Here is a 14,322-nt window from a genome sequence, read left to right as displayed (position 1 = left end):
GAACATGAGTCTGAAATATACCTGCCCCAGCTGTGGAACCCCATTGGGTTATGAGGGATTGTGTTGGAAATGTAAGTGCGAGCAAGAACGGCAAGCTGCTCTGGCCTGGACGCCGGAACAAATTGTCGAAAAACAAAGAAACTTGATACAGAACATCCAGAGGCTGGCTGATATGGAGGACCCAGAGTTCGCCGACTTTTGGCAGCTGCTTGGCTACCATGATGTCATCACCCCAGAGATTCAGCGGATGGCACTGGCCGCAGAGGTGTTTTGGCCCTGTGAGATCTATTATCACGCTCCCGCCGATGTGCGAGATGGTCTGATTCATGCGCTGTTGTCCGCGGAGTATTCCAGCGCGGCCTCCAACCTGATGAGTTGCCTTGCTATGCAGGGAGATGACAAGGCAATGGAGACGCTGCTGGAGCTGGAGCGAAATCCCCGGCCCTGGCGCAAGGGCCTCTATGTAGACCCATCCAGCTATGCGCAGATCGGAGGCTGGACCTTCGACAAGGAGGGCCAGAAAATCCAACTCAACTTCGACACCTGCTATCCTATGGTCAAGGGAACCACTGGCGAGAAATCTCCCGTCCGCATTGGCCGAGAACGGGAAGATACCTGTCCCCACTGCGGCGGACGCGTGGTGGATATATTGGTGCTGGACGGCCGGGATGAGCGTCTGAAATTTCTGGGGTTGGATGGTATCCTGACTGCCACCTGCTGCCCCAGCTGCGTGGGATTCCTCAAAGGCCCCGCCTTCAACCGGTTTACCCTGGATGGCGGCGTGGAGGTCTTTCCCTCTGAGCTATTTGACGGCGCGGAGAAGACGGATTGCTATGTCAGTCCCGAGGAGTACAAGGCCCTCACGGAAAATCCCTTTGTGCTGGGCGAAGCGCCTGTGTCCCTGTTTTACGGTGCGGCCTGCCAGGATGTGAATACCATCGGCGGCTTTGCCAATTGGGTGCAGGACGCGGAATATACGACCTGTCCTCACTGCGGCAAGCCCATGAAGTATCTGGCCCAAATCCAGTGGGATATGGTGTTTGACTGTGCGGAGGGCACGCTCTATGTGGAATTCTGCCCGGACTGTCATATCGTGTCCATGCAGCACCAGCAGACCTAAAAAAGTCGCACAGTATGAAAAGAGAAATACCAGCAGGTATTTGCGTGAGGAGGAAGTAGAATGAACAGCGAACAGACCACAGCATTTTTGCAAGAGCATTGGCACATTGCATCGGTGCTCATCGGAGCCGTGATTTTAATTGGAGCGATCCGCAACTGGAACTGGCTCTGCGACCCCACTGGTACGCGAGATGCCCATCGACACAGCAGAGGATACCGGCGTGTGGTTTTCTTTCTGTTGGGTGTCCTCCTGATTGTGGTGAGTATCTGGGGATTTGTGCTGAAATTGAAATAGAAGGAGAAAGACTATGATGACTGAGAAATATCCCACCTGGCTCACCGGCCATGTGAAAGAGTGGGCGGAAAAGCGTTTGCCTACCGTGACACTCTGTTCCACCGCCGGCAATGAACTGCTGGAAGTTTGGTATTACGGAGATCTGCTCACTGTGAAGGGAGAGCCCCAATCCTATATTGTAGATAGCGATGAGGCCCCCGGACTGGTGGCAGCCCGTGACCCAGAGAGCGGTGAGGAGTTCGTTATCTTTGACGGTGGACGGCATGGCTACGACCATCTGTTCTGCGATGAACACGATCCATCTGAATTGGAACACCGTCCCCTCAAGCAATATGAGATCCCTGCCTCCAAGTTGGTGCTGGAGCTGGGGTACAACATCGACTATGAGGACGAAAAAGAAGACTTCGAACCGGATGAGTCGGATACTGTGGAACTGATCAACGGCGAGCGGATGCCCTGGGAGCAAGTCAAGCGGGACGGCATCGACTATATTGCCCTTTACTATGTGAACGAGAAAGGAAAACCAGTCCAGATTTTGGACGCGGAATTGGCATAAGTTTTGTGCTGGCTCAGGAGGTGGAACTGCAATGTCAATCACTGCTTATAAAATAGAAGTCGTCGGCCATGACCGAACCGGCGAAGATTATGGCTATGTAAATATCATGTACCGCTATGGCAACAAGCAGTCCTGTCCTCGGCCAGATCAATGTGAAAAGATAGAGGTCATGTGGGCGGATGAGAGCGTCTACGGGCCGCCTGCTCCTGGCAGCAAGGTGGGCGACTTTATACAGACATGGCTGATAGGCTCCTGGGACTGCGGAGTATTTACCCACCGGGAGATCGCCCAGCGGCTCATGGATACCTTTACCGGTCTGAAGCTCAAGGAACTGGCGTGGTTTGAGAACCCCAGAGAAAAGACTCTGAAAAACGGAAAGCCCCGTGCGCGCCGGGCCAAGTGGCTACCGGACCGGGAGGTGGATCTGGTCTACCTCTATTCTGACCGCTATCTTGACGCCAGAAATCCCTCTCCCGCCGAAACCGACTTCTTCACCGTCACAAGGATGGATGCCTGGGGCGTGAGCACCTGGTTCATGTGTACCCCACAGGCCGCTGAAAAGCTGATCGCCATGGATTACGATAATCTGGCTATCCAGGAAACCACCATTGTGGGATAAAAGGAGAATGCGGCATGATTGGAACAGATGAAAACCGGGCGGCGCTTCATGTGGAGGTCATCTTCTGGAGCGGCAAACGAAAAATACCACCCAGCCTGGTCAGTGGAAAGTATTGTCCCCATTTTGTGGTTATTGGAACTACGGAATATCTGGGTGTATGCTTTCTGGACGGAACCGAGTGTACATTTGATACACCGGCCTTGGGAAATGCCCAGCCCCTCTATCCAGATACCATTGACTATGCTCCGCTGGAAAACAATGCGGAATTTTTAATCTATGAGGGAGCCAATGCCGTTGGCAAAGGCCGGGTGCTGGGCCGGACCGTTCCCTATCAAGTGAAACAACAACGAAAGTAGGTGCCTTATGTACCAAATTGCATATATTGGCCGCTGGGAGACCCTCCCGGAAACGGCTGCCGCCATCTGTGACCATGACACGCCCAAGCTGGAGGCGCTGCTTCAAGGCGGTCTGGATTTAGATGTTCCCATCCAGCTCAGCGAATACATCAAGCTGATGCCATTGGAGATTGCGGTTTTTCGGAACGATGTGCCTATGATCCACTTCCTGCTGGAGCATGGAGCTGATTCCAGTCTGGCAGAGGAACAGCCCCTGCTGCTCACCGCCGCCCGCTGTTGTGGGCCGGAGGTGGTGGCGCTCTTTGCTGGACAGGCCGCAAAGCTCAGCTCGAAGCAGAAAGAGCGGGCCTTCCAGGAGGTGCGCTGGGGCAAGCGCCCGGAGAATATCCAGGTGCTGGAGCAAGCCGGGATTACAGTGGAGAAGTTTGGCGGCGAGGCATTCCGGGCCGCTGTGTCCGAGGGCAATACCAAACTTGCCCGGCTGCTTCTGGAAAAAGGGGCAGACATCAATTATCACAAGCCGGACATGGTGTTCCCTTACGCCTCCACCCCTGTCACCGAGGCCGCCCGCTCCAACAATTTCCCTATGGTGCGCTGGCTCATTGAGCAAGGAGCCGACATCACCATTGCTGACAAATACGGCGACCGGCCTTACACCGTGGCGGTGCAGAACAAAAATCAAGAGCTGGCCGACTACCTGAAAGCCCTGGAGCCGGAGGAATGGCACAACGAGCAGGAAAAGATCCGGCAGCTCATGCCCTACAAGCTGCCCGCCAAGCTGGTGGAATACTTGAAGACCGGCCCCCTGCGGCTGGAGTTCCCGGATCAGGAATGGGTGAAGTGGGCGGAGCTCTACTCCTTCATGGATGTGCAGGAGATGACCTGGAAACGGAAGAAGCTGCTCTCCCTGATGGTGCAGATGGACAACTACAGCGACTATCTGCTGCTGTGGAGCCCCAGGGACAAAAAGCTGTGGTATCTGGACATCGAGCATGAGGAATTCCACCCTCTGGCCAAATGGGATGACTTCATCGCAGATCCCGGCCGGTATCTGAACGGGATGATCGAGGGTGAGTTTGAGGAGTAAAGCCATGACATCAATAGACTTTCTGAACAAGGTACATAAAAGCCTGGACTCGCAGGAATACAGCCTCTCTTATTCTCCGGCGAAGTCCAAGAATTATATGCTGTACTGCAACGGCAACTTCATCGGCGGCCTGTTCGATGAGGAGCTGTGCTTCGTCTACGCCGACAGCGTGAGTGAGCTGCTGGGGCAGCCGGAACCCGTCTACCGTGGCTACTCCAGTACCGCCCAGCACAGGATGCTGGTAATCCCGGAGGAACACTGGGCGAAGGCGCTGAAACTGCTCTATGCTGAGAAATTTGACTGGAGCCGTTTGGTGTACGACATCACCTACACCAGCATTGGCGCGGCTGTGGTGGAGGACTTCTATGACGAGAATGTGGTATTCCTGCGCTTCTGCTTTGAAAAGGAACTGCTGAAAAAGAACCCTCTGGACCGGCAGGGCCGTATCCTGCGGATGGTCTATCTCAATCAGGACCTGACAGAAGCGGGCAAATATCTGTTCCCCAGACTGCTGCAAAAGTTCCTTGTTTTTACAGATCGCAAAGGAAAAACCAGTCTGGAAACCATGCTGCAACGGTGGTACACCGCTCTGGAGAAGGAGTACCGCAGCCAGATAACGGGATAAGGTGGCAACAACATGACAGAAGAAAACAGAACCTATATCACCCATCTCAAGGTCACGGATGTCCCGTGGCACCGGCTCACCACCGCCTATGGCCGGGGGACGGATTTTCCCGCACACCTGACAGTGCTGGAGCAGATGCGTGATTTGGCGTCCGTCAAAGAGTCCCTCTACGAGCTCACCACCAACATGGAGCACCAGAGTACCCTTTGGCACGCCACCCCCTTTGGTATGGTGTTCCTGAGCCGAATTCTGGAGAAGGCCCTCGCAGACAGCGGGCAGAACCCCGCAGCCCATTTCCTGGCCGGGGAGCTGCTGGACTTCTTCTCCTGCATCCTCCAGTGCTTCCACGACGGGGACGAGATGGAGCACGCCGAGGCGCTGCCGCTGTTCTCCGATCTGCTGAAGGAAGAATACCTGTGGTCGGAGGAATACGACGAGGAAGAAGATGAGATGCGCTACGAGGAGGACGAGGTTTTCCCGGATGACCTATTTTACAGCTTCTATTACTATTCCTGGCAGGCGGTGCTGGCCTACCGGGATATATTGGAGCAGGTTTCGGAGGAGTTTGCCGGGCCTGCCGCCGCAGTGCTGAAACTGCTGTAAAGGAGGATACGCAATGTTTGAAGAATTCTATGAGATGTACGAGCCCGAGGAGCAGGAAGTGGTCGCTCTGATCAATCGCTGCATTGGGGGCGGATTTAACTGGAAAGGCAACTTTTGGGAAATGACCGTTGTGACGCTGGGCATAGTGTTTTGTGACACCGGCAAGGTCAGCACCAAAGAGGAGCGGCTGGATTGGCCGGTCACCGAGGAGGAGCGTAACGGCGAAAAGGGCTGGGGACGCTTTGGCAAGGAGCAGATCTGCCGCCTGAAGATCCGCCGGATGAAGGAAGAATGGGCAAAGGATCTGGTGGTGCAGCCCTGGTGTATCTCCCAGGTGGTCAAGGCCCACGAGGACTGCCCGGAACTCCAGGCCGTTCTGGACGAGTACCACAAGCCGGTGGTGATCCAGGACCAGGTGCTGGGAGAACTGACACTGGACAAGGACTATGATGCCTTCGAGGGCGAAATCCAGTGGTGCGGAAAGGATGTGAGCCTTTCTCTGGAGGTCAATGCTGAGAGCAAGCCATCCTGGACCCGCGCCCGCAGCGCCGCCAAGAAGCTGCTGGCCGACTGTGAAACTTGGGATAAGGCCATGCGGGACCTTGCAGCCAAGAACCTGACCGAGCTGGCCAACAACTGGCTCTCCCAGGATGAGGAAAATCCCCGCAACCCGGAAACCGACCCCATCACAGAGGAAGAACTTGCCCGGCGGATCAGTATGACCAGCCTGTCCGTCACCTCCGGCGGCAGCTTCACCGCCTGGTTTGACTGCGACGAGATCTTCACCGACCATGCGGTGACGGTCTACGGCTCTTTGAAAAAGGGCCTCAAAACTGCCAACATTGAGGGGTAAGGAGGATAACATTATGAAACTGAACTGTAAACGCATTGATTTTACATATATACCCGGCGAGGAAATCTTCAACTTTCCCGAGGAATCGGGACTACCCTTTCTCTTCGATGTAGAGGAAGAACTGACCGGCGATCCTGCTGCCATGGATGCGGTGGGAAAAATGCTGGATGAGGCGGAGAAATTGGCGGAGAAGGCCAAAACCGCCATCAAAGCGGCGCTGGCGGACGAGGACAGCCGCTACCATAGCGTTGTGACATTTTTCATGGAGTTCCACCGGGACGATGTAGGCCCGGATATTGCGGCGGAACTGTTTCCGGGAACCGACCCGGCCAAGCTGTCCTTTGCCGAGATGGTGGACTTTTTGAAGCTCAAGCGGTTTGGTAGTCTGGTGGATGACGAGATGGATCAACAAGTGTTCATCATGGATTTGTCCTTCAACCCGGAGATCACCGACGAGCTGATGGTAATCTACTTTGACTTAAACCAGGAGATTTTCTGTATTACCCATGAAAGCTGAGGAACAAAAAAGAGAAAAATATCTGCCCACACTTCTGATCCAGCAGATCCGCCTGCAATGGTATAAAGACTGCCGAGGCGGAAATGCGGCCGCACAGCGGAACCAGTATCCCAGAGCCATGCGGCTGCCTAAAGACTTCTTCTCCTATTATCCTTTTGGTCTGCCTACTCACTTTGCATCTATCATACAGAGGCCCGATGGATTTCAGATCGATAGGGACTGTCGCAGGCTGATGGAGTGGAAGCCGAATGGCACAATGCGACTTCACCCTTTTGAACTGATTCAGCAGGAGTCCGGAATCCATGTGCGTTACCGCAATGATTGGCACATCGGTGCGATGCCGGAGCGATATACCTACGATAAGACCGGGCAGAAACAGCCTCTCAATGAGCTGGCATTGGATTTGGCTCCCGGTGAGTATGGGAGAGCTGTCTGCAATGGGCGGTTCCGGGACTGGGATACAGGAATCTGGTATTATGTACTGGATATTTTGAATGTAATGCCGCTTACAGAACCCACTGACTCATTGACCAGTTTTACGGACAGAGAGCCTAATAAGATATATACCCAGATTGACCGACTGTGGTGACGAAAGACAGGAGGATAACCACATGATTTCCACAAAAGATTTATCTGGCCTTCCCAATGCGGAGCGCCTGAAAAACTTCTGCAAAGGGCTGGCAACTCTGGACATCATCATGGTGGAGGAGGAATGGAGCTTCATCCGCCACTATACATACAACCCCGCATGGCGAAAAGGCAAAGAGGCATTCTTTGCCACTGATGGCAGTGACCAGAGCATGATCGTCATGTTTGCGCCGGAAGGCTGTGTAATCAACGGTGTGGATTCCGAACTCTACGACTGGGAGGAAAAACTTCCCCGTATCGAAGACCTGACGGATGGGATGCCCCCTGCGTTGCAAAAGCTCATGGGCAGCCGTGAAGTCAAAAAGATGAAAAGCACCTTCTGCGTCTGGACGGAAGATGGCACCACCTGGCACTGCAATCCCATGGACGGCGAGGACGCATCCAAAGATCTGCTCTCCACGATTGATGGTAATCCACAGAGCTATGTGGATTACGGGAAGTGGTTTTACCCAGCAGACCTGCCTTTGGAGGCTGTGCGCCAGCTTGCTGATGGGGTTCCGGTGACAAAAGAACTGGTCGCTGCGCTGAACCCGAAACGCAGCGAATGGGAAGAAATCAAGACGGGCCTTGATAAGATCGGATATCCAAATGAACTTTAATTCGCAGCCGACAGGAGAGGATTCGAGTGATCAAAGAACGCATCCCCATCTCCGGCGATCTCAAAAGCAAGGTCAAGCAGCTGATGGAGTACGCCGGATGGTACGAAGGCCGCAGTGTGGATATTTCCATTGCGGAGCAGTATTACGCCAATCATGGCGTCCCGATGATGAAGACCACTCAGCGGTTTTACCGCAAGTATTTCGGCCTGTGCTGCGAGTGGTACTTGGAACAGAAAAAGATGAACTGGGCAGCGGACTTTCAATTTGCTTTGTTTCCCTACCTGGTCAACGGGATCAAAAACCATTTGGAGGAGCCTATTTCCGGGATATGTCCGGCTGTGAGCTGGCGGAGATCGAACAGGCTGCCGGTCAGAAGTGCCAGCCCATCGGTCATATCGGCTACTACTACCCGGCGGAGGTCTGGATCTCCGAGTACGGGAAACTGTATGCGAAATATGAGTACCAGGATGAGATCGAGTGCTTTCCGGATGTGTTTGCCCTGATCGAACGGGAACTGCGGCAGTACAAATTTGATTCCGCTGCCATGAAAACAGTGGAGGCACTGGACGGAAAACTATGAAACAGGACTTTACGATTTGGCGCAATCAAATATTGCAGAATCCGTGGGACATTTCACCGCTGAAATTCGGAATGTCACAGGATGAGATCATGGAGGTATTTGGCAAGCCCGATGCCGTTTCCACCATGAGAAGCGGCGGAAAGCCTTTGATACTCAAATATTGTGACATTGAACTGCATTTCGATAGAAAAGCCCCTCATGGGCTCTACTTAGTTTACAGCGACGATGAGATCGAGTTGAGCATCACAGCCGAGCACGAAGAAACGCTGCAACCAATCACCAACACAGAGCCGGTGGACAATGAGTTTTTCTTTCAAGATGGAGCGGTCTATTTCTCCGGCTTATATGAAAACGGTCTGCTCAAAGGTGTTGCGCCCAAAGACTTTTGCTGCTGGCATTACTGGGGCAAATCCTCTACGGCCTGCTTTCTTGGCGGGATTCGCCTTCGTGGAGCAGATCCGGCATCGTTTCGGGTGTTAAACTATGCCTATGCGATGGACAAAACAGCCGTCTACACCACCAGCGGGAGAATCCCAGATGCAGAGCTGGCAGCCTTCCAGGTGTTGGACAAGGGCCAGAACGATTCAGGCGCGCCCCAGGGATATGCAAAGGACAGCCGGCAGGTCTACTTCCACAACGGGGACGGCAAGGTGAAGATCATCAAGGGCGCGGAGGTCTCCTCTTTCCGCTCGTTGGGTGATACCTATTTTGCCAGGGATGAGAAACGGATCTATGCCTACGGGAAGCAACTCTCAAAAGCGGATCTGACCGCATGGGAATTGCTCAGTCACTGGTATTCCCGCGATGCCAGGCGGGTGTACTACCTCAACCGGGAGATCAAGGGCGCGGATCGGGACAGTTTTACAGTTTGCACTCCTGTGGACGCGGCTCTACTTGCCGATCATCTGGCCCGCGATAAAGACCATTTTTACCAAAATGATGAGATAATGGAAGAAACACAGTGGCTGGAACAGCTGCGCAAAATGACCCAAGAACCGTAAACGGAGGAAAACAGCTATGGATTATTTGAAAATACTGCATGAAAAGCCTGATTTGGCGGATGAATTTGATTCGCTGTTTGACTTCTTCCTGCTGGATGAGTTGTCCCCGCGGGATGACGCAGAAGGCCGATGCACCTTCTCCCTACCCGGTATGGCCTTTGCCAGAGATGGCTCCGGCGGAGAATACCACCTGTTGGAAGATGGCTCCATCGGCTATTACAGCAGCGAAGGGGAGGCAGGCCGTCTGGCCGAGAGCATGGATGACCTTTTTTCCCTGCTTGTGAGCTGTATCTGCTGGCACGACTGCTGTGACACAAAGCAGTATGTAGATTCCAAAACACTGGAGGAGTATGGGCAGAGGCAGCGCAACTGTAACTTGGAAGATATGGATATGGACAGTTTGCAACGGGTGTCTGATGCCCTCGGTATCCCTACTGGTGAGCCGCTGGCTCCGGTTCTGGAGCGGTTCCGCAAAGCAACCCAGCGTGAGCCTGTGTACCAGTGTATATTTCACGAGGACGATGGAAGCCTGACTGAATCATACGGTTTGATGTTTGAATGAGAAAGGAGAAATCACGATGAAAGCATTTGACCCGAATTACAAACTGCTGGACGAAATGTATCAGGACGATTACTATCCTGCTTTTCTGGTGAACAAGGTAAAGGACGAGCTTCAGAAGGTCATCGACCTGTTGGAGAGCGGCGAAACCGACACCGATGCGGTGCAGGAAACGCTGGACGAGGCGGTCTGCGGCATCAACGATCTTCAGGAGGAATTTGACGAGAACGACAGCGAGATCGAAACGGTGGCGCGGGAATGTATTGCGGCAACCGTGGCCTACATTCTGGAGTGGTTTGGCATCCCCATTGACACTGAGGAGGCCATCCGGGAACGGGACTGGTGAGCCCTATGGCAGAAAAAGAACTGGCCCTTTGTGATGAGTGCGGCAGCCTGTTTTTCAAAGGCTCCTCACAGATGATGGGGCTGTGCCCGGAATGTGCCCATATTCTCTATGGCTACCCGAATTGTGACCATCATTTTCAGGATGGCCGGTGTGTGAACTGCTATTGGGACGGCTCGGAGAGTGTGTACATCAAGAAACTGAATCAACAGGAGGAAACTGATATGCCTACGACCGAATGGCTGAACAAATACGAATCCATCAAGGATAAACTGACCTGCAAAGTTGACTTGGAGGCCCATTTTACAGAAAAAGTGATTGGGAATATGGCGGTGGATGTGCTGGACATCGGCACCGTCCATTTCCCCACCGGGCAAATCTTCGCCTGTGATCCGCTGGTGGAGCTGGAGGACACTCTGCCCTTCCTTCAAACGATCCCCGCCGGAACTTATCCCGTGAAAATCTGCGTGGTGCCCAGCGAACAATACGGCGACCGCTACGCCTGCGTCAAGGTGGAGGTCAGCCGGGAAAAGCCTGTCCGCTATGAGCTGGGCATGGTGGGCAACGAGAATCTGGACGCGGCACTGGGAGATGATGACTACTTCGGTTTCGGCGTAGATGCCGGAATGGGGTGTATTGCAGACATCCAGACCCAGGCGGCTTTCAAAACATACTGGGCCAAGCGGCTGGAGGAGGACCCGGACATCGACCCCTACAACGACCTGTTCTGCGACTTACTGGAGGAAAACGCCCAAGCCCACCCCAAATATCAGGGGGACTGCGGCGACTGGCTCAACTGGACCGTGCCGGACACGGACTGCAACCTGCCCATCTTCTCCTCTGGCTGGGGTGACGGTTACTATCCCGTCTACTTCGGCTATGACGCAAAGGGCGAAGTCTGCGCCGTGTATGTGCGCTTCATCGACATTGAAGCCAGTTATCGAGAGCAGGATTAAAAATGTGACAGAACAAAGGAGAGCGCCATGAAAGCCAACGCCGGAGAGGTCTATACAGTCTATAACCAATATCTGAAACGCTACACCGCCTGCCAGGTGGCCTATATTGCGCCGCCGGACACGGTGAGCAAAGAATCTTGGGCGGTGGTCCTCTCTCTGGATTGGGTGGGCGACGCCCCTCTGACTGCGGAGGAACTGCCCCATCTCCGCCCGCTCTACAAGGACTTCATGTACTGGTCCCGCGACCTCCACCTGCTGCGGGTGCCGTTGGAGGTCCCGCCCCAGTACACGCTGGTTGGCACACTGCCGCCCTTCACCGACCAGCCCTGCCGCTCCTATGGAGGCTGGAGTGACGGCTATGATGTGTACCTCCAGATCCGGTGGCAGGCCATTCCGGAGGAACGGCGGCGGGCCTTCAAGGAGGCCATGGAGAGCGAAGAGAAAACGGAGATCGGCGGTATCCCGGTGAAGGTCAGCAGCCATCGGGTGATGGACCAGTACGCACCATTCGATTCGGCACTGGAACTAAAGGCTCTGCCCTGCCTCTCCGAACTCATCTGCCAGCGGTGGCACCCGGATCTGCTGGAATTTCTGAGGGGGAATCCCTTTATCAGTGAGCTGACCCTGCTGAACCACGGTCAGAGGACACTTGATCTGCGGGGCACCAGCATCAGAAAGCTGATGCTGGACATGACCGGGCTGGAGGAGCTATGGCTGTGTGAGGGAACGGAGCAGCTCCTGTTCCAGAACAAGGGGCTGGACGCCTGTACCATCCATGCCCCCGAAGATGGCAGCGGCTTGACCCTCCAATTTATCGGGGAATACTGCCCGCACACGGAACTGCCGAACTTACGGGGGCTGCATGGCATCGAGCTGAAGGACTTTGATCTGACCGGGCTGGCTGCTGTCCATCCCCATCTGAAGGAGCTGCGGCTCTGGGGCGCGCCGGGAAACCTGCAAAACTTCTCCGCTGTGGGAGCGTTCCGGGAACTGACGAACCTCTCCACCTTTGATCTGTTCGGCTTCGGGGCGGACGACATCCCCACCCCGGAGCAGATGCCGGAGCTTCGCTGGTTCTGGATGACCAGCCTGCCGGAAGATGCGGCAAAAGCGGCAAAGCAGCTCTGGAAAAGCAAGCCGGGAATGGATCTGCGGATCACCAAGCCCCGGAAACCGGAGTGGCTGGCGCAAAACCTGGACAACCCCTTCCGGGGCTGGGACGGCGCGGAGCATATCCCTGCCGCCGCTGCAAAAAAAGCAGCCAACCAATACCGCAAGACTCGCTCCCTGCTGATGAAGCTGGCCACTGAACCGGGCGAGGACGCCCAGGCCCAGGCGATGGATGCGGTGACAGCCTACACCCAGACTTTCAACAAGATGGGCTTTATCGAAACCGAGGAGCGGGATGAAATTTACATGGCTCTGCGGGGTATCCTGGATGCCCTGCCGGATGGCACGCTCCAGAAGGATGCCCTGATGGAGAAGTTTGAGCAGTTGAGGGATTTTTGAAAGGGGTGTCACATTGAGCTACACAAAATTCAGCAAAGAAGTAACCAAGTGGCTGAAAGACAATGGTCTGCCCTGCTATGGGACAGCCAACGATAGCCCCGAAGAAACAAAGGCCCGGCTGGACGCATGGATGCGCGGGATCAAAGAGATACTGCGCCAGTGGATCACAGAAAAGCGTTACCGTGAACTGATCTCCTGCGCCCACGGAGGCTGGTATCAGGATGATGTAATTTTTGAGCCCTTGGCTGAACACTTTGTGGCGAACCACCTGTTTGATGAACTGCGGTTTCTCTGCGAGCGCGGCATCCGTTTTTCTGCGGAAGATATGCTGTCCACCATTCAATCTGAGAAAGAGGAGCACGGGTCGCTTGATATAGAAACCATTCGGAACATAGATGTTCCAAGCTATGTGGCAGGCCGCAGTTATTCCCATTTGGGGGAAATCGCAAAATACAGGAAACGGGCACTGGATCAGATCATCCGCTATATAGGCTATCTGGAGCAGATCCACGCGCCTGCGGAGTATCTGGAACAGGTAAAATTCCTGCAAAAGATCGTTGCGGATCTGACAATCAAAGCAAAGGATTTGAAACCATTCCGATTTCGGCTGTGAAAGCAATTTCTTGAAAGGAGCGTGTGGGCGTATGAGCCGAATTGTTGATGAACCCTACTTTACATACAGTGCATACGACGCCCTCACCTCCGGCATTCAGGTGAAATGCCCCAAGTGTCATGGCACGGGCGTGGTGACCGCGGATGAGGATAATGCCTATTTCCGCTGCCTGAGCTGCGGCCATCAGGTGGCCCGTGATCGGACGATCTACCGCTACGATGTCCATAACCAGTGCAAAAACTGCGGCAGGTACTACCGGGTGGATATTGAAGATGAGGAAAGGCAGCACTTTTCCGTTCTCCATGTGGCCTGCCCCTATTGTGGGACAACCATGCCGGGAGAAGTCCATAAAACAGCGGAGGCGTTTTCATATATTGGCGAAATCAGGGATGGACGAGAACCTTATTTCGGGTTGGAACTATGGTTTTTGACTTCATTTCAGGGAAAACCTGTATGGGCACTCAACCGAGAACATCTTGCCTATCTGATCGGCTATCTCAGCGCCGACCTGCGGGAAAAGCCGCCGGGAAGAGCGAAAATGACCCAGGCCGACCATCTCCCCACCTTTATGAAAACCGCAAAGAACCGGGAGCGGATCGTGAAGCTACTGAGGCAAATGCAGGAGAAATGAAGATGGAACAGAAAGTGATTTACAACGGCCAAATTCTTACTCTGACTCGGTTTTGGGCAACAGGAGAGCCTTGCCTGTGGATCACCGACCCACAGCAGATCGGAATGCCTAAAATGGAATTTGTGGGAGGCCACCCGGACGAATACTGCATTTTCCTGAAGAATCTGACTGAAACAGAACTGTCACAGATCACATCTCTGGACGGTGCTCCACTGGATGTAAAAGAAGAACGAAACGACATCGAATGAGGAGA

At 54.1% G+C, this 14,322-nt stretch carries 21 protein-coding genes and 1 pseudogene; all 22 read left to right on the top strand.

Features of this window, described 5'->3' with window-relative positions:
- The first annotated feature begins 4 nt into the window (after positions 1-4).
- The 22 genes and pseudogenes from CGC65_RS29775 (at position 5) to CGC65_RS29675 (ending at position 14,317) form a co-directional block, all read left to right on the top strand.
- Positions 5-1,120: a hypothetical protein gene (locus CGC65_RS29775; RefSeq protein WP_002569152.1), complete on the top strand. Its 1,116-nt coding sequence runs from the start codon at positions 5-7 to the stop codon at positions 1,118-1,120.
- Positions 1,121-1,180: 60 nt separating this feature from the next.
- Positions 1,181-1,414 carry an immunity 17 family protein gene (locus CGC65_RS29770; protein WP_002569151.1) on the top strand — a complete coding sequence of 78 codons (234 nt, stop codon included), beginning with the start codon at positions 1,181-1,183 and terminating at the stop codon, positions 1,412-1,414.
- 13 nt (positions 1,415-1,427) lie between these two features.
- A complete protein-coding gene (locus CGC65_RS29765; RefSeq protein ID WP_002569150.1) occupies positions 1,428-1,970 on the top strand; it encodes a hypothetical protein in 543 nt (180 codons plus the stop codon).
- Positions 1,971-2,001: 31 nt separating this feature from the next.
- Positions 2,002-2,589, top strand: a complete 588-nt coding sequence (locus tag CGC65_RS29760; RefSeq protein WP_002569149.1) for a hypothetical protein — start codon at positions 2,002-2,004, stop codon at positions 2,587-2,589.
- A gap of 14 nt (positions 2,590-2,603) precedes the next feature.
- Positions 2,604-2,945: a hypothetical protein gene (locus tag CGC65_RS29755; RefSeq protein ID WP_002569148.1), complete on the top strand. Its 342-nt coding sequence runs from the start codon at positions 2,604-2,606 to the stop codon at positions 2,943-2,945.
- A gap of 7 nt (positions 2,946-2,952) precedes the next feature.
- Positions 2,953-4,032, top strand: coding sequence for an ankyrin repeat domain-containing protein (locus tag CGC65_RS29750; RefSeq protein WP_002569147.1), 1,080 nt, complete (start codon positions 2,953-2,955; stop codon positions 4,030-4,032).
- 4 nt (positions 4,033-4,036) lie between these two features.
- Positions 4,037-4,657: a hypothetical protein gene (locus CGC65_RS29745; RefSeq protein ID WP_002569146.1), complete on the top strand. Its 621-nt coding sequence runs from the start codon at positions 4,037-4,039 to the stop codon at positions 4,655-4,657.
- A gap of 12 nt (positions 4,658-4,669) precedes the next feature.
- Complete coding sequence (locus CGC65_RS29740; protein ID WP_002569145.1) at positions 4,670-5,260, top strand: hypothetical protein; 591 nt, start codon at positions 4,670-4,672, stop codon at positions 5,258-5,260.
- Positions 5,261-5,273: 13 nt separating this feature from the next.
- Positions 5,274-6,113 (top strand): DUF2262 domain-containing protein, encoded by an 840-nt coding sequence (locus CGC65_RS29735; protein ID WP_002569144.1) that lies wholly within the window; start codon positions 5,274-5,276, stop codon positions 6,111-6,113.
- 13 nt (positions 6,114-6,126) lie between these two features.
- Positions 6,127-6,630 carry a DUF2004 domain-containing protein gene (locus CGC65_RS29730; protein WP_002569143.1) on the top strand — a complete coding sequence of 168 codons (504 nt, stop codon included), beginning with the start codon at positions 6,127-6,129 and terminating at the stop codon, positions 6,628-6,630.
- Between the two features lie 256 nt (positions 6,631-6,886).
- Positions 6,887-7,219 carry a hypothetical protein gene (locus tag CGC65_RS31995; RefSeq protein WP_235622255.1) on the top strand — a complete coding sequence of 111 codons (333 nt, stop codon included), beginning with the start codon at positions 6,887-6,889 and terminating at the stop codon, positions 7,217-7,219.
- A 22-nt stretch (positions 7,220-7,241) separates the two neighbouring features.
- Entirely contained in the window at positions 7,242-7,877 is a 636-nt protein-coding gene (locus CGC65_RS29720) for a hypothetical protein (protein ID WP_002569141.1), read from the top strand.
- 83 nt (positions 7,878-7,960) lie between these two features.
- Positions 7,961-8,041: pseudogene (locus CGC65_RS32645) on the top strand (SUKH-3 domain-containing protein); the annotation flags it as partial.
- A 164-nt stretch (positions 8,042-8,205) separates the two neighbouring features.
- A complete protein-coding gene (locus tag CGC65_RS31985; RefSeq protein WP_002569140.1) occupies positions 8,206-8,457 on the top strand; it encodes a hypothetical protein in 252 nt (83 codons plus the stop codon).
- Entirely contained in the window at positions 8,454-9,458 is a 1,005-nt protein-coding gene (locus tag CGC65_RS29710; RefSeq protein ID WP_002569139.1) for a DKNYY domain-containing protein, read from the top strand. Before CGC65_RS31985 ends, CGC65_RS29710 begins: the two co-directional genes overlap by 4 nt.
- Positions 9,459-9,474: 16 nt before the next feature.
- Positions 9,475-10,020, top strand: coding sequence for a hypothetical protein (locus CGC65_RS29705; protein WP_002569138.1), 546 nt, complete (start codon positions 9,475-9,477; stop codon positions 10,018-10,020).
- A gap of 16 nt (positions 10,021-10,036) precedes the next feature.
- The gene (locus tag CGC65_RS29700; protein WP_002569137.1) at positions 10,037-10,363 is read left to right on the top strand and encodes a DUF5713 family protein; all 327 of its coding nucleotides are present in this window, start codon (positions 10,037-10,039) and stop codon (positions 10,361-10,363) included.
- 5 nt (positions 10,364-10,368) lie between these two features.
- Complete coding sequence (locus CGC65_RS29695) at positions 10,369-11,316, top strand: DUF4241 domain-containing protein (RefSeq protein ID WP_002569136.1); 948 nt, start codon at positions 10,369-10,371, stop codon at positions 11,314-11,316.
- A gap of 123 nt (positions 11,317-11,439) precedes the next feature.
- A complete protein-coding gene (locus tag CGC65_RS29690) occupies positions 11,440-12,825 on the top strand; it encodes a hypothetical protein (RefSeq protein ID WP_235622257.1) in 1,386 nt (461 codons plus the stop codon).
- Positions 12,826-12,838: 13 nt separating this feature from the next.
- Positions 12,839-13,438 carry a hypothetical protein gene (locus CGC65_RS29685; RefSeq protein ID WP_002569134.1) on the top strand — a complete coding sequence of 200 codons (600 nt, stop codon included), beginning with the start codon at positions 12,839-12,841 and terminating at the stop codon, positions 13,436-13,438.
- A 31-nt stretch (positions 13,439-13,469) separates the two neighbouring features.
- The gene (locus CGC65_RS29680) at positions 13,470-14,069 is read left to right on the top strand and encodes a hypothetical protein (RefSeq protein WP_002569133.1); all 600 of its coding nucleotides are present in this window, start codon (positions 13,470-13,472) and stop codon (positions 14,067-14,069) included.
- A gap of 2 nt (positions 14,070-14,071) precedes the next feature.
- Positions 14,072-14,317: a hypothetical protein gene (locus CGC65_RS29675; RefSeq protein WP_002569132.1), complete on the top strand. Its 246-nt coding sequence runs from the start codon at positions 14,072-14,074 to the stop codon at positions 14,315-14,317.
- Positions 14,318-14,322: the final 5 nt, after the last annotated feature.

It is taken from the genome of Enterocloster bolteae (assembly GCF_002234575.2).
GTDB classification, from domain to species: Bacteria; Bacillota; Clostridia; order Lachnospirales; family Lachnospiraceae; genus Enterocloster; species Enterocloster bolteae.
Note: the sequence above shows the minus strand (reverse complement) of the source record. Positions and strands in the feature narration are given on the sequence as shown.

Excerpts from the sequence above, each read along its gene's own strand:
- CGC65_RS29740 (WP_002569145.1), top strand. The coding sequence starts at position 4,670 with ATGACAGAAGAAAACAGAACCTATATCACCCATCTCAAGGTCACGGAT.
- CGC65_RS29680 (WP_002569133.1), top strand. The coding sequence starts at position 13,470 with ATGAGCCGAATTGTTGATGAACCCTACTTTACATACAGTGCATACGAC.
- CGC65_RS29765 (WP_002569150.1), top strand. The coding sequence starts at position 1,428 with ATGATGACTGAGAAATATCCCACCTGGCTCACCGGCCATGTGAAAGAG.
- CGC65_RS29730 (WP_002569143.1), top strand. The coding sequence starts at position 6,127 with ATGAAACTGAACTGTAAACGCATTGATTTTACATATATACCCGGCGAG.
- CGC65_RS29775 (WP_002569152.1), top strand. The coding sequence starts at position 5 with ATGAGTCTGAAATATACCTGCCCCAGCTGTGGAACCCCATTGGGTTAT.
- CGC65_RS29735 (WP_002569144.1), top strand. The coding sequence starts at position 5,274 with ATGTTTGAAGAATTCTATGAGATGTACGAGCCCGAGGAGCAGGAAGTG.
- CGC65_RS29755 (WP_002569148.1), top strand. The coding sequence starts at position 2,604 with ATGATTGGAACAGATGAAAACCGGGCGGCGCTTCATGTGGAGGTCATC.
- CGC65_RS29705 (WP_002569138.1), top strand. The coding sequence starts at position 9,475 with ATGGATTATTTGAAAATACTGCATGAAAAGCCTGATTTGGCGGATGAA.
- CGC65_RS31995 (WP_235622255.1), top strand. The coding sequence starts at position 6,887 with ATGCGACTTCACCCTTTTGAACTGATTCAGCAGGAGTCCGGAATCCAT.
- CGC65_RS29750 (WP_002569147.1), top strand. The coding sequence starts at position 2,953 with ATGTACCAAATTGCATATATTGGCCGCTGGGAGACCCTCCCGGAAACG.
- CGC65_RS29710 (WP_002569139.1), top strand. The coding sequence starts at position 8,454 with ATGAAACAGGACTTTACGATTTGGCGCAATCAAATATTGCAGAATCCG.
- CGC65_RS29760 (WP_002569149.1), top strand. The coding sequence starts at position 2,002 with ATGTCAATCACTGCTTATAAAATAGAAGTCGTCGGCCATGACCGAACC.
- CGC65_RS29770 (WP_002569151.1), top strand. The coding sequence starts at position 1,181 with ATGAACAGCGAACAGACCACAGCATTTTTGCAAGAGCATTGGCACATT.
- CGC65_RS31985 (WP_002569140.1), top strand. The coding sequence starts at position 8,206 with ATGTCCGGCTGTGAGCTGGCGGAGATCGAACAGGCTGCCGGTCAGAAG.
- CGC65_RS29745 (WP_002569146.1), top strand. The coding sequence starts at position 4,037 with ATGACATCAATAGACTTTCTGAACAAGGTACATAAAAGCCTGGACTCG.
- CGC65_RS29700 (WP_002569137.1), top strand. The coding sequence starts at position 10,037 with ATGAAAGCATTTGACCCGAATTACAAACTGCTGGACGAAATGTATCAG.
- CGC65_RS29675 (WP_002569132.1), top strand. The coding sequence starts at position 14,072 with ATGGAACAGAAAGTGATTTACAACGGCCAAATTCTTACTCTGACTCGG.
- CGC65_RS29695 (WP_002569136.1), top strand. The coding sequence starts at position 10,369 with ATGGCAGAAAAAGAACTGGCCCTTTGTGATGAGTGCGGCAGCCTGTTT.
- CGC65_RS29720 (WP_002569141.1), top strand. The coding sequence starts at position 7,242 with ATGATTTCCACAAAAGATTTATCTGGCCTTCCCAATGCGGAGCGCCTG.